Origin of the sequence: Coraliomargarita algicola, from assembly GCF_033878955.1 — a bacterium.
GTDB classification, from domain to species: Bacteria; Verrucomicrobiota; Verrucomicrobiia; order Opitutales; family Coraliomargaritaceae; genus Thalassobacterium; species Thalassobacterium algicola.
Genome location: NZ_CP138858.1, coordinates 4,108,234 through 4,120,787, shown reverse-complemented (window position 1 = coordinate 4,120,787; position 12,554 = coordinate 4,108,234). Strand labels below are relative to the sequence as shown.

Below are 12,554 nucleotides of genomic sequence, written 5' to 3'. Positions count from 1 at the left end.
TTCATACTCGACCGCCATGCACATCCATTACGACGTCACGCAATCTCAATTTTCACTGCAAGCTGGCAACGCCACTTACGCGCTCAAAGTATCGAAACAAGGTCTCCTCCAACACGTTTACTGGGGTCCGCAGCTTTCAACGTCGGGTACCGGTCCGAGCTCTGTCCCGATTCAAGAGCGCGGCTATACACCAAACCTTGCTGGTGCACCGAATGGCATCAGTCTGGATACACTTCCCCAAGAATTTCCAACTTATGGAAACTCGGATTTCAGAGAGCCTGCTTTCGAAATTTTCCAGCCTGAAACCGGCTCTCGAATTCTGTCGCTCCGCTACAACTCACATACGATCTCAGAAGGCAAACCCAAGTTGGAAGGCTTGCCATCGACTTATGTGGAGTGCGTTGAAGATGCCGAAACGCTGACAATCTTATTGGAAGATGCACGGCTTCAGTTACAAGTAGAGCTGCACTATACTGTTTTCCCAAAACATCCGATCATCACGCGATCCGCACGGATTCTCAACAAGGGAAACCAAAACCTGGAAATTCGACGAGCACTCTCCGCTTCAGTCGATTTCGACGCGGAGCTTTCCGACTACAAATTCGTTCAATTATCCGGGGCCTGGATTCGTGAGCGGGATGCACATTTCTCAACGCTAAGACCGGGTGTCCAGGCAATTTCCAGTCAACGTGGCACCAGCAGCCACCAGCAAAATCCATTTTTCGCACTTGCCGAAAAGGGAGCCAATGAAACCGATGGCTCCGTCTACGCTTATAATCTGATCTACAGCGGTAACTTTCTCGCTCAAGTGGAGCAGGACCAATTTCAATGCGTCCGCGCTCAAATAGGCATCAATCCCTTCGATTTCACATGGCAGTTAAAACCAGGAAGTTCTTTCCAAGCACCAGAAGTTGTCATGACATACGCAGCCGATGGACTGGGAGGCATGTCGCGGGCGATGCACCGATTTTATCGTCAACACTTACTCCCAATCGCCTGGCGTGATCAACCTCGCCCAATTCTGCTCAACAATTGGGAAGCGACGTATTTTGATTTCGATGCCAATAAAATCGAATCGATCGCAACCAGTGGTGCCGAACTCGGCGTCGAATTATTCGTCCTGGATGATGGCTGGTTTGGCCACAGGGATGATGACCGCACCTCTCTGGGCGATTGGGTCGTCGATCACAATAAATTACCTGATGGACTCGAGAATCTCGCCCAAAAAGTCAAAGCTCAAGGCATTGAATTCGGCCTGTGGTTTGAACCCGAAATGGTGTCGCCCGACAGCGAACTCTATCGGTCACATCCGGATTGGTGCATCCATGTGCCCGATCGCCCCAGAACCGAAAGCCGAAACCAGCTGGTGCTCGATTTTTCGCGCAGCGAAGTTCGTGATGCGATCTATGCGCGTATCGCCAAAATCCTCTATGAGGTCCCGATTACCTATGTCAAATGGGACATGAACCGCCATCTAACTGAGCTGGGTTCGCTTCGTTTGGACGCCACTCAACAACAGGAAACGGCCCACCGATTCGTTTTGGGGCTCTACGAAATCATGGGCCGGTTCAATCAAGAATTCCCCCACATTCTATTCGAAGGCTGTTCGGGAGGGGGCGGGCGCTTTGATCCGGGCATCCTGGCTTACATGCCTCAAATATGGACCAGTGATAATTCGGATGCGATCTCCCGCCTACGGATTCAATACGGCACCAGCTTAGCCTATCCCTTGAGCACAATCGCCGCTCACGTCTCGGCAGTGCCGAACCACCAGGTCGGCCGCACGACACCGCTGCGCACTCGGGGGCATGTCGCTTGCACCGGAGCCTTCGGCTACGAACTGGATTTAGGCACCTTAACGGAAGCAGAGAAATCCGAGGTTTGCAGCCAGATCGAATTCTACAAAACGGTTCGTCCCTTGCTCATCTCTGGCGATCTCTACCGCTTGAAAAGCCCCTACGAATCACAGGAAGCCGCATGGATGATCGTCTCCGAAGACAGGCACGAGGCCCTCGTCACACACGTCACTGTGCTGAATGAACCCAATGCACCCGCGCGCCGCCTCAAATTACAAGGCCTGTCCTCAGAAATAAAATACAGCGTCCGGGCTGACGGGGATTCATACACGGTCAGCGGCGATGTCCTCATGCATCAAGGGCTGTTTGTTCCGCAGGCCAGCAGTGACTTTGAAAGCATTCAGTGGCTCGTTCAGGCCTTGTAAATTGAGAGCCCATCAGTAGCGCACATCGCTTCAGAGCTTTGCGAGTAATCCCTGACGCAGGGCAAAGGCATACACTGCCTCCAAAGTTTCTTCATACACGGGGCTCTTTCGATAGTAACCATGATTGCCATTCTGATTCGGAAAGAAGTCACAAGTATTGCCATGCGCCAGCATACTGGCCTGAAACGCACGCGCTCCGGCAAATGGCACCGTCCCATCCGCCTGCCCATGGAAGAGTAAGGTCGGTGGCATCTTTGAGTGCACCCGATGCAGCGGCGAGAGCGTCTGCCAGTCAGAACCGAGTTTTGCGTGACCATAACCAGCCTCCGAAGTATCGATCACCGGATTAAAAAGTATTACTGCATCGGGTCGAAATGAGGCCGACCGAGTGACCTCTCGATAATCCTCAAAAAGCGCCGTTCCGATCGCCAAATGCCCCCCGGCAGACGCGCCGGCAATGGCAATCCGATTCGGGTCGATCCGCAGTCGCTTTGAATCCATCCGTAGATAAGACATGGCATCCTGTACATCCGCCACTGCATCAAAAACCGAAGACCCATGCTGGTGGGTATCCAGTAATCGGTATTCAACACAAGCCACCACAAATCCCATAGCACTGAGTCGCTCCGCCATGGGAAAGAAAATAGCCGGATAGCCACGCGTCCAGCCTCCGCCATGTACCAAGAGGATGGCGGGCCGCTCACTTGAAGCGGCGTTCCGTGGCTCAAAACAGTGCAGCCAAAGCGAGCGCCCATTGACTGTTTTATAAATAGCCCGAAAATCCGGCTCCCGTGTCGTGCCGGTCATATCGCCCTGAAGCATTGAGTTCATCAGAACTCCCAGACAGAGGCAGCAGAATAGAATTCGTTTCATTTTAAAATATCCATGAACAGCAGACCACCACTCATTCGTAAGCCAACTCGCTTGATTTTAGGACAGGTGCCACCGTCTCGGCCCACACCGCATAGCCTCGGTCATTCATGTGCAGATTGTCCCTCTTGAAAATGTCCGGACGTATTGTGCCATCGAGATTCAACATCCCCGAAGAGCTATCGATGTAAGTCAGCAAGGGGTTTGACTCGCAAATCCCTTTCAGCAACTCATTCGCTTCTTGCATACGCCCCCAGAGATTCTTGCGGGCAAGGCTCGGTTTAATGGCCATGACATAGAAGCGCACCTCCGATTGATCGGCATGCACTTCACGAACGATAGCCTGAAAGCAATCGGCCACAACTTGTGGCGATGCTCCGTGAGCGAGGTCGTTATCTCCCTCATAGATCAGCACAGCCCGAGGTCGGCTTTTCAGAATCAGTGTATCGACCGAGTAGAGCACATCATCAAAAGTGCTCCCGCCAAAACCACGGCGAATGATTGTCAACGGAGCCAAGTCGCGCTGGATACTCCCCCACATGCGCATACTCGAACTACCAACTGCAACAATGCCACCGGGCGCCTGCACCTCTTGGTCAAATCGACGCATATCGCCGGCATACTTAGTCGGGCTACGGTCATAAAACTGCGTAAATGCAGTGCGTTCATCCGCGGCCTGAAGACCAGTCCCGGTAAAAAAACTGAGCAATAAAAGTAAACTGAGTTGGATAGCATTGTATTTCATAAAACTGATTTATTCTGCTGAAGATCATCATACATCTTCCTGTAAAAGGCGTTGTCGATCGGATACCAAATATAAGCGATAATGGACGCAACATGCCCCAGAATCGGCACGCCCAACATGACAAGGAGAAAGGCCCAATAGGCCTCGCTGGACCATGGCATGTTTTTCGTATATCCGATATAAGAGAGCGCGCCACCGATGAGTAAGCCGGAGATCGACGAGACCATTTTATCGACAAAACTAAAAGTCGTCCCGACCAAGCCTGGAGCAAACCGGCCATTCTTCCAATGCTCATAGTCCGCCACATCGGCAATCATCGGTATAATATTCATATATGAGATACCCGTGCCAGCATTCACCAGTAGCATCAGTGCCAAAAAGAGCACCGCCTGCTCAGGTGCAAAAGGTTGGACCACAATAATGAGCACTCCGAAAATCAGCCCCATCCAAGTACCGAAAAGAAAAGACACCTTCTTATCATAACGCCGCGCCACGATCACTCCCAAGGTGTTTCCCATAAAGAGCGCAGGTAATCCCAAGAGCGAAACTTTAGCCTGCATGTCGAGACTCTGAACCGTATACAAATAAAAATACACGGCTGCCGCCCCCTGTAGATTACTAGCGAGTTTGTTCGTCGCCGCAGCCGTCACCAACATTTGCAAAGGCCGATTTCCATTAATTAAACTGAAGATCGCAGTGACTTTGATCTTCTCCTTCTTCACTTCCTTTGAATAACACTCAGGACGGTCGTGATCCTTGAGCGCGAGAATGGAACAAACAGTCAACACCGCATTCACGGCCACAGTGATCACTGCGATCACCCGATAGCCATCCGGATTTGAAAAGCCACCCTCAAAGCTATCCACGTATTTAACCGCAAAAGCGAGAAAGAGAGACCAATAAGCAGTCGAAATAATCGCAGTGAGAAAGCCCAAAGTCGAGCGTTGCCCTGGATCATTCGTCAACTGCACCTGAGCCGACTTCGTGCAAGCAGTCTGACAAGTATACCCAAAGATATAAAAAATGTAACTGCCGATAATCCATGCATATTGAAGCAACTCGTTCTCAAAATGAACAAAGCCACCAAAGAGAAGAAAAATCCCAATATTAATAATAATCGAGCCCACGAGGAGAAAAGGACGAAACTTCCCCCATCGGGTCACTGTATTATCAATTAAAGTCCCAATGATCGGATCAGTGATACCATCAAAAACCCGGACCAACATCATAATGATCCCCGCGACAAAGCCGGACAAAACCAGATTATCCGTCATCATCACCACTAAGAAAGTCCCGATAGTGCACAGCCCCGCATTGGTTGCGGTATCGTTAACTGAGAAAGCTAAAATTTGCCATGGCTTGGCTTTGTGGTAGTGGGTGGGGTGGGTATCGCTCATATAAGACTGTTTCACTCAGTTCGAGGCCTCCTCATCCCATCAAAATGACAGTATTCGGGGAGCCGTAGAATGACAATTGGCTGTATTGCCCCGCCGACTGAACCTCCGCACATACGTTACTGTCACAAAATCAAATCCATCCACTCAATTAAAGTGTGACTGTAACATTCACATTAATCTGTTATCGCATGATTTCTTCTGCGAAGGTAGCGATGTTTAACCGAAAACAATCAACTTCTAAAAACATACACATATGAAATTCTCATCCCACACACACACTCTCACTGTCCTGGTGCTCGCTTCGGCAGTAATTCCACTGGCTGCTACGGCAGATATTCTTGAGATTGGGACAACAGTCGACGACTATATTCGCTCTGGCTCAAATGCCGATAATGCCCAAAATTCTACAAATTTGATTCTTGTCGGTGACACTGCAACTGCTGGCGACGAATTACGTGGAATGCTGACATTTGATTTATCCAGCTATACAGAGCTGGTTGGTGCAACGATCAACAGCGCAACACTAACATTTACAATTAATGACAGTGATGAGACTGGGGCTGGCAAGTCAGCGAATGAAACCATTACACTGAACCTATTTCAAACCAACACCTCTTTCACAGAATCAGCCACATGGAATAGTCCATGGACAACCGCTGGCGGCGACCTAGACAATCTGATTGCCAGCACAACAGGAAATCCCGGTTCTGATGCACAAGGAACTAACCTGGACTTCTCGGGAAGCAACCTAGATACAGCCATTGCGAATACGATTGGTGGCTCGATTAGCTTCATCCTGGCAATAGATCCAAGCGAAGTTGACGGAACCCGCAGTATTTTCCGCCTAACTAGCAACGAGCCAGTGATCGGTGGCGGTGTCACTGCGGATTTCTCGCCCGTTCTATCGATCGACTACACTGCGGTTCCAGAACCATCGATCTTTGCACTCTTGACGGGTCTTGCTGGACTCTCACTCGCCGTTGTACGTCGTCGCAAATGAGTTCTAACTCAATCACTTTCAAAAGGCCTGTCGGCGTCAAACGGCAGACCTTTTTTATCTCTACAGCCACGACGTAAATCCTGAGGGGAGGTTCGACCACTCACCTCCCCTCAGGACTTCCAATAGGGCTTCGCAGCTGTCTCGCCTGAATTGAGGAGGCTGCCTTCGAAGACGACAAGGTACCTTCCGTCTGGGACACCTTTGCCCGCATCCCCGGTAAAGTATTGAATGGAGACACGCTCAACGTCGTCTGCGACCATTATCATTTATACGAAAAGGATCTCGAGTTAATGGCTAAACTCGGCGCCAAAAACTACCGTCTCTCGATTTCCTGGCCACGTATTTTCCCCAAAGGGCGCGGCTCTGTAAATCCGCTCAGCATCGACTTCTACAACAGACTGATTGATGCCTGCCTGCGCCATGGTGTGCCCCCATGGGTCACGATGTTCCACTGCGATCTACCGCAAGGCCTAGAAGAAGACTTCGGAGGCTGGCGGGATCGCCGCACCGCTGATGCCTTCGGCCCTTACGCAGACACTTTAGTCAAATCTCTCGGTGATCGCGTTAAAAACTGGATCACAATCAACGAGATTTTCTGCTTCACACAGGATGGATATGGTAACGGCACCAAAGCTCCGGGAGCCAAAGAGTCGGAGCAAGTCGTCAACCAAACTTATCACACCGCCCTACTCGCGCATGGCGAAGCCGTCGGGGCCGTGCGGCAATATGGAGGCCACGGAGCACGTGTCGGCATCACTGACAACCCGATCCCAATCATCCCCTGGGCTGAAACCTCCGAAGATATTGCCGCAGCACGCCAGGCATTTATCGAAATCAACTCCCGTGTTTTGGAACCACTTTATCGGGGACAATATACCGAAGCCTACGACAAAACCGTCGGTGACAATGCAGCTCAATGAAGATGAGGATTTCAAGCTGATCAGTCAGCCCACCGACTTTCTAGGACTGAATGTCTACACCGGGAAGTTTGCACGTGCAAACGACGAAGCTGCCTTTGAAATCCTACCGATGCCCCCTCCTACCCAACTGCGGACGCGGAATGGCTAGCCCATGCCCCGCAGGCAATCTACTGGTGTGCCCGCCATGTAGCCGAGATCTACGAAGTGCCGTCAGTCGTCATTACGCAGAATGGTGCCGGCTACGACGATGCTCCACCGGTCGATGGTGAAGTGCTTGATCTCCATCGACGTGACTATGTCCGCAACTACCTCAAAGAGCTACATCGGGCGATTACCGATGGCGTTCCAGTGGCAGGCTATTTCCTTTGGTCTTTCATGGATAACTACGAATGGATGGATGGATGGATGGATGGATGGATGGATGGATGGATGGCTATCAGCGACGAGTTGGGGTTGTCTACAATAACTACGCCACACAAACCCGCACACCGAAACTCAGCGCGAAGTGGTTTAGCAAAGTCATTGAAGCAAACAGTATCCTCTAAACAGGACGGCTCGCCCCACTACCAATCAGACATCGGCAGACGCTCGCCCGTCACAGGTGACGCAGTTTCGGGGATTAATGACACTGCGATCCTGAGCTCTTCCGCAGCAGGCACCTTTAGCGTGAAACAAAGTCGCTTTGCGCCGGGATTCGGCGCATCATAGGCATGCGTTGGCTTCATCGAAACCACTTCAAGCACTGCATTGGACGGTGCGAAAACCTCGACCATGAGCGCCTCTCCATCCTGACTCAGCCGAGCCCGAGAGGCATCGAGAACCTCTATTTCCGCTAAAGTCACCATCGACCAGCAAAGCTTTGTTTCACGGCCTTCTATTGTGATCAGGTCCTCGATCTGCACGCTCCCGTTCGCATAAAGAGCGACGCCACGTGAGGACGATTTCAGCTGACCGGCATACACCGAGCTCGTATCTATGACCGAATACTTCAACGTCTCATTCGATTGATGCCTTGTGATCGGCGCCTGCCCATTGATTACTTGAGGCGCCTCGTCCACAACCAACACACTGTGACTCATATTTCCGAAACGGAAAACTTTCCAACGATCATCGCTCCAGATATCTAAACCAGCCGACTCCAATTCATGATAGGATTGCGAGCCCAAGTCGACCGCCCAACGAACTCCATCAGATTCCATGACAAACTGCCCGACATCCATGTGCCCGTGACTGGCTCCGGGCGAGCCGCCCTTTAAGCCGACAAATGATGCATTTCGATCCGTCCAACTGGAGCGATGAAAGGACACTGGGTTCACCCCATCTCCAGCCCAGCTAAGTGCCAATGGTTCCGTGCTTTGTTCATCTGCTTTTCGCCAGAGCAATAATAAAGGCAACAAACGATCATCGCCTAACACGCTCAGCTTTCCTTCGCTATGTTGCCGGAGATTACACTCGTTCCACCAAATCAATTCCGAGCGCTTCACTTTCTGGGCGAACCAATATAGTTCAGGGCGGATCCCCGGATTCGATCCCGAATCGGAGTAATTAAAAAACCATCCAGACGGGCCAACCGCATGTAGAATATAGTCAGCCGACTCTAGAAAAACCCGGCGCACGAGGAAGGTCAAAATCAGCACCCAGGGCACTTTCGAGTGCGGACATCATCATCACAGAATAGCTCGTCCCGTATGCCCAATATCCTGGCCCTTCTGGATAAGCTCCATCGGGAGCATACATGCCAAGCCCATTATCTACGTTACGGAAAGCACGGGAGATGATCTTCGAAGAGATTTCCGGCGTATCTTCAAAGACCGACAATGCACCTAGGACCAATCCTCCATGACACACTTGGTTCCAGTTATTCGGATAACTCAACCACCACATATCCTCGTCGACGGAAGTTTTTAGTCCCAGTTGGATAATCGCATCACGGATCTTACCTCGGCTCACTTCTTCCAGCGCGTCATAACACCAGTCATAACCGATAGCCATACCTGCCGTCATTTCGGCGACGTCTAGAAAGTGGTCCGGATTCCAATTCTCAAAGCCAGCGACAGCCAACATCTCAGACTCAGCTCGACTAGCATAGACATCGCGGCCAGTCAGTCGGTAGGCCATACTCAAATACATTAATCGACGTAAGCACTGACGGGACACCCCCAGTAAGCGGCGCCCCTCCAGTTCACGCTTTAGTGGCGGTTGAGGAAACACCGAGTCAGCAACCTCGATCACATAACGAGCAAATTCAGCCATCACCGAGTCTGAGTCGACACGTGCGGGAAATATCTGAGAATCCTCTGCTTTAAAAAACAGGCGGGGATGAGACTGCTCAGCCCTACTAAACTCACTCATTGAATCACTCGCCAACAAAGGTAAATCCAAGGCTAATGTGAAAAGTGTTAAAGAAATATGCCGGTTCGTCGCATCCCACTACTGAACTGCAGTCGCCCTCGGGTCATAGTCTAAAGGCATCGCACTGACATGACCATCAAGATAGAGAAAATTACGTGTCGCCCCATGCACAGGTTCGGTCGGAGTGTTCTGTGGACTGGCATTCCCCAGAGTTCTCCATATATCCGCATCGAGATCGAACATGGCGACCGCATCAGAAGGATTCGCGAGTTGACTCAGCAAAAGACCTTTTGCCCCGTAACTCTTCCCGAAAGGACGCCCAGTCTGACCATCGTGCAATAAAACTGCGTTGTTTGCCAGATAACTCGCGTGCGTTGAATCCAACGCAGCCTCACTCGCCGGACAAACCATGACTTCAACATCCCCTTCCCCATTTGTAATCTCAAAATATGGCAATAAATAAGTGACTAGTGTCAGTTTATCTTTGTTCGCATAATCGTCTGGGCACTGATTTGACCATACAAACCAGCATCCCGCCCAGGAAGTTCTCCATTGTTTTCACTCGCGTATAATAAAATCGCTTCACCGATCCGTCTCAGATTAAAGGCACATTGAGTTTGCTGCGCTTTTGTACGCACACTCCCAAAGGTCGGAATTAAAATTGCCGCAAGAATCGCGACCACTGCAATCACAGCGAGCAGTTCAATCAGGGTAAACCCCAGTGAAGAACGACGACGAAAACGTATTAAAGGCGAAGCATGCAATTGAGCGGGGCATTTCATAATTTAACCTTCTTCTGTTTAATGTAGAGTAGGAATCAAAGGGTAGACCCCAGGAGAGTAGACTCATTTCATCGAATTCACAAGCTTTCCAGTTTGACGGTAAGTATACATGTTCTCCCCTATTTCTCGGGCAGTCCGGGTGAGTTCTTCATAAGGTGTATCCGCGACGTCCACAAAACCGATGGCATAACCTTCACCGTCCCAACGTCCGGTCAGAGGTTGATCCCGAAACTGAAACCAGTGCGTGCCGACAATATTCGGATGAGTAAGCGCTCCCTGCACAAAACGTGCATAGGCGAAGGCCCGTTCTTCTTGAGTTAGGCCAGCCGGGGCGAGTCCGGGTGCAAACATTCCGCGATCATAGATACCAAAATGAAACTCTCCGATCAAAACCGGCATATCCGGAAAAGCCTCAACCCAAAGATTCGCCACCCCATGGGCATAGATATTCACGGTAAGAACATCAGAATATTTTTCACTCGCTTCAAAGAGCGCACGACGCACGGAGTCGGTTCCGATGAAACGGCAACCTAAATAAAGGCGATGCGGTGCCACCCGCTTAATCGCATCACGACTGAGGCGAAAGTATTGATCCACTGCCTTGAGGAAGAATACATTCGAATCTTCACGAAATCCTTTCGATTCAGGAACTTCGCGATTTTCCAGAAACGCATCCCAGCTAGCGTAATTCGTTTCCCACGACTTATTCAATCCATCGATGGAACCATACTTAGACTTAAGGTCTTTCTGCAACTCAAGCTTGGCAGCTTGTCCCGGAGGGCAGCGAAGCACATCATCCGTGAGCATTTGACGCCCGCGGTTACCAAAGTTCAACTCGTTGTCGATAAAGTAACCGATGCACATCGGATCGGTCAGAGACTTAAGAACAATCGGCGACTTCTCGCCTGCAGCCTTAATTAAATTCTCCATCGCATCAATGTATTTTGGATCAAATACATCGTAAAACTTCAGCTTACTCCCCTTTAACTGAGGCAGCTTCGTATCGTGGTCCGTCAATTGTAAAGTATACGGCATCTTGCCCATATTCATGAGATCCTCATGTCCCCAGTTACCGATCGTATTGATTCCCCAATGTTCCAAACGCTGAGTGAGGACATCGAAGAAAGCTGCATTGTAATCATCGGTCTGGTATTTCTTACGCAGGTTCCAATCAGTGAAAGGAAGCTCCCGCTGACCTTTGGTGCTAAAGTCAAACCATTCAGCGTGATCCCGCACCGGAGTGGCATCAGTGTGTGTCCGTAAAACATCAATCCCCTGAGAATAGAAGAGATGACCACTCGGATCCACAAACCACCATTTACCTTGGTATTTCTCGACCCGGAAATAGCCGGTAGCTTTCAACTTTGGCCCATTCGCCCAACCACCGTATTCATTCCACTCAGCGGGACGCTCAGACTTTTTAAGTTCAGCCAGTTCGTTCTGGTATGCACGCACCAAATCAGACGAACTGTGAATTTTCTCCTTCCAATCATCGTGAATATATTGGCCGTATTCATCGATAAAAGGCATGAAATCTTCCTCATTTACCTGATGGCGCGTATCAGGACTCCTGACGAGACGAATGTTCGAAATCTCACAATCGAGTAAACCCTGCTGAGAGCCCTCAAACGGCCACTGCATCTGAAAATCGATCCAATGAATCGCCGTCGAGTCCACGACCTTTGGACCGGGCACTCCTTCTGGCGAACGATAAATGGTAGCATGCGGAATGAATAAGTGCATCGTCTGCTTTTCACCGGGATTCAAGGCAATGCCGGTGTTAATCTCTTGATAGTCCTTCGCTTCCTTCTCCCCACTGGAGATGTGCATCGTCAACCGCAACTGCTTATCCTTTGACAAATTCTCCACATCGACAGCAATCGCCTTAGCAGATGAAAAATCCCATGCAGTCGCTCCCTCCGGAGGCAACAAACGGAAACCAGCATTCCAGGAAGGATCATCAAGCTTCAAATGCAAGCGGCCTCGACCGAGTTCACCCAACTCTACCTGATCGGAGCGCTTCACCTCTAACTGCGATTCGCTAATCGAGAGGCGGTCTGCCAACAATGGAGCAGTCACACAAAAACCGGCAAGAAAAGCCACAACACTAAGACATGTGTGGCGAGAACGAGCACTGAGTTTAGGAAATTTCATATTCTGCATTTTTAACATAAAGGGGTTGAGGTAATTAATTGATATTAAGTGTGCGCGCCGAAATAGCGCATGAATACATATTGCCAAGAGTTACTGTCACACGACGACATCAC

At 50.2% G+C, this 12,554-nt stretch carries 15 protein-coding genes and 1 pseudogene; 7 read left to right on the top strand and 9 right to left on the bottom strand.

Annotated elements, in window-relative coordinates:
• Positions 1-16 precede the first annotated feature (16 nt).
• The gene (locus tag SH580_RS16995; protein ID WP_319832016.1) at positions 17-2,221 is read left to right on the top strand and encodes an alpha-galactosidase; all 2,205 of its coding nucleotides are present in this window, start codon (positions 17-19) and stop codon (positions 2,219-2,221) included.
• A 30-nt stretch (positions 2,222-2,251) separates the two neighbouring features.
• Here SH580_RS16995 and SH580_RS16990 read toward each other — a convergent pair whose 3' ends face one another.
• From SH580_RS16990 to SH580_RS16980, 3 genes are read right to left on the bottom strand one after another with little or no spacing between them, the layout of a single operon-like run.
• A complete protein-coding gene (locus SH580_RS16990; protein ID WP_319832015.1) occupies positions 2,252-3,094 on the bottom strand; it encodes an alpha/beta hydrolase in 843 nt (280 codons plus the stop codon).
• Between the two features lie 31 nt (positions 3,095-3,125).
• A complete protein-coding gene (locus SH580_RS16985; RefSeq protein WP_308984124.1) occupies positions 3,126-3,836 on the bottom strand; it encodes a GDSL-type esterase/lipase family protein in 711 nt (236 codons plus the stop codon).
• The gene (locus SH580_RS16980; RefSeq protein ID WP_319832014.1) at positions 3,833-5,233 is read right to left on the bottom strand and encodes an MFS transporter; all 1,401 of its coding nucleotides are present in this window, start codon (positions 5,231-5,233) and stop codon (positions 3,833-3,835) included. Before SH580_RS16980 ends, SH580_RS16985 begins: the two co-directional genes overlap by 4 nt.
• Before the next feature lie 253 nt (positions 5,234-5,486).
• Between SH580_RS16980 and SH580_RS16975 the strand changes: the two genes are divergently transcribed.
• Positions 5,487-6,233: a DNRLRE domain-containing protein gene (locus tag SH580_RS16975; protein ID WP_319832013.1), complete on the top strand. Its 747-nt coding sequence runs from the start codon at positions 5,487-5,489 to the stop codon at positions 6,231-6,233.
• Positions 6,234-6,343: 110 nt separating this feature from the next.
• Here the strand turns inward: SH580_RS16975 and SH580_RS16970 are convergent, their stop codons facing one another.
• Positions 6,344-6,493 carry a hypothetical protein gene (locus SH580_RS16970; protein WP_319832012.1) on the bottom strand — a complete coding sequence of 50 codons (150 nt, stop codon included), beginning with the start codon at positions 6,491-6,493 and terminating at the stop codon, positions 6,344-6,346.
• Here SH580_RS16970 and SH580_RS16965 point away from each other — a divergent pair.
• The 5 genes and pseudogenes from SH580_RS16965 to SH580_RS22075 all read left to right on the top strand — a co-directional run bounded on the left by SH580_RS16965 (position 6,443) and on the right by SH580_RS22075 (position 7,698).
• Positions 6,443-7,153: a glycoside hydrolase family 1 protein gene (locus tag SH580_RS16965; protein ID WP_319835018.1), complete on the top strand. Its 711-nt coding sequence runs from the start codon at positions 6,443-6,445 to the stop codon at positions 7,151-7,153. The two genes, SH580_RS16970 and SH580_RS16965, sit on opposite strands and share 51 nt — an antisense overlap.
• Positions 7,140-7,301, top strand: a complete 162-nt coding sequence (locus tag SH580_RS16960) for a hypothetical protein (RefSeq protein WP_319832011.1) — start codon at positions 7,140-7,142, stop codon at positions 7,299-7,301. Before SH580_RS16965 ends, SH580_RS16960 begins: the two co-directional genes overlap by 14 nt.
• 17 nt (positions 7,302-7,318) lie before the next feature.
• Positions 7,319-7,501: pseudogene (locus SH580_RS22080) on the top strand (family 1 glycosylhydrolase); the annotation flags it as partial.
• Complete coding sequence (locus SH580_RS16955; protein ID WP_319832010.1) at positions 7,449-7,619, top strand: hypothetical protein; 171 nt, start codon at positions 7,449-7,451, stop codon at positions 7,617-7,619. The pseudogene SH580_RS22080 and the gene SH580_RS16955, both read left to right, overlap by 53 nt.
• Positions 7,543-7,698, top strand: a complete 156-nt coding sequence (locus SH580_RS22075) for a family 1 glycosylhydrolase (protein WP_345786203.1) — start codon at positions 7,543-7,545, stop codon at positions 7,696-7,698. The genes SH580_RS16955 and SH580_RS22075 overlap by 77 nt, the downstream gene beginning before the upstream one ends.
• An 18-nt stretch (positions 7,699-7,716) precedes the next feature.
• Here the strand turns inward: SH580_RS22075 and SH580_RS16950 are convergent, their stop codons facing one another.
• From SH580_RS16950 to SH580_RS16930, 5 genes are all read right to left on the bottom strand, one after another.
• Entirely contained in the window at positions 7,717-8,790 is a 1,074-nt protein-coding gene (locus SH580_RS16950; protein ID WP_319832009.1) for a heparinase II/III domain-containing protein, read from the bottom strand.
• Positions 8,741-9,535, bottom strand: coding sequence for a hypothetical protein (locus tag SH580_RS16945; RefSeq protein WP_319832008.1), 795 nt, complete (start codon positions 9,533-9,535; stop codon positions 8,741-8,743). Before SH580_RS16945 ends, SH580_RS16950 begins: the two co-directional genes overlap by 50 nt.
• Before the next feature lie 48 nt (positions 9,536-9,583).
• Positions 9,584-9,961, bottom strand: coding sequence for a hypothetical protein (locus tag SH580_RS16940; protein WP_319832007.1), 378 nt, complete (start codon positions 9,959-9,961; stop codon positions 9,584-9,586).
• Between the two features lie 17 nt (positions 9,962-9,978).
• The gene (locus tag SH580_RS16935) at positions 9,979-10,287 is read right to left on the bottom strand and encodes a type II secretion system protein (protein WP_319832006.1); all 309 of its coding nucleotides are present in this window, start codon (positions 10,285-10,287) and stop codon (positions 9,979-9,981) included.
• Between the two features lie 63 nt (positions 10,288-10,350).
• Positions 10,351-12,441 carry a hypothetical protein gene (locus SH580_RS16930; protein ID WP_319832005.1) on the bottom strand — a complete coding sequence of 697 codons (2,091 nt, stop codon included), beginning with the start codon at positions 12,439-12,441 and terminating at the stop codon, positions 10,351-10,353.
• Between the last annotated feature and the right edge of the window lie 113 nt (positions 12,442-12,554).

Bases quoted from the DNA above. Each gene is read 5' to 3' on its own strand.
- SH580_RS16985 (WP_308984124.1), bottom strand. From the start codon at position 3,836: ATGAAATACAATGCTATCCAACTCAGTTTACTTTTATTGCTCAGTTTT.
- SH580_RS16975 (WP_319832013.1), top strand. From the start codon at position 5,487: ATGAAATTCTCATCCCACACACACACTCTCACTGTCCTGGTGCTCGCT.
- SH580_RS16955 (WP_319832010.1), top strand. From the start codon at position 7,449: ATGTCCGCAACTACCTCAAAGAGCTACATCGGGCGATTACCGATGGCG.
- SH580_RS16970 (WP_319832012.1), bottom strand. From the start codon at position 6,493: ATGGTCGCAGACGACGTTGAGCGTGTCTCCATTCAATACTTTACCGGG.
- SH580_RS16980 (WP_319832014.1), bottom strand. From the start codon at position 5,233: ATGAGCGATACCCACCCCACCCACTACCACAAAGCCAAGCCATGGCAA.
- SH580_RS16990 (WP_319832015.1), bottom strand. From the start codon at position 3,094: ATGAAACGAATTCTATTCTGCTGCCTCTGTCTGGGAGTTCTGATGAAC.
- SH580_RS22075 (WP_345786203.1), top strand. From the start codon at position 7,543: ATGGATGGATGGATGGATGGATGGATGGATGGATGGATGGATGGCTAT.
- SH580_RS16935 (WP_319832006.1), bottom strand. From the start codon at position 10,287: ATGAAATGCCCCGCTCAATTGCATGCTTCGCCTTTAATACGTTTTCGT.
- SH580_RS16995 (WP_319832016.1), top strand. From the start codon at position 17: ATGCACATCCATTACGACGTCACGCAATCTCAATTTTCACTGCAAGCT.
- SH580_RS16930 (WP_319832005.1), bottom strand. From the start codon at position 12,441: ATGAAATTTCCTAAACTCAGTGCTCGTTCTCGCCACACATGTCTTAGT.
- SH580_RS16960 (WP_319832011.1), top strand. From the start codon at position 7,140: ATGCAGCTCAATGAAGATGAGGATTTCAAGCTGATCAGTCAGCCCACC.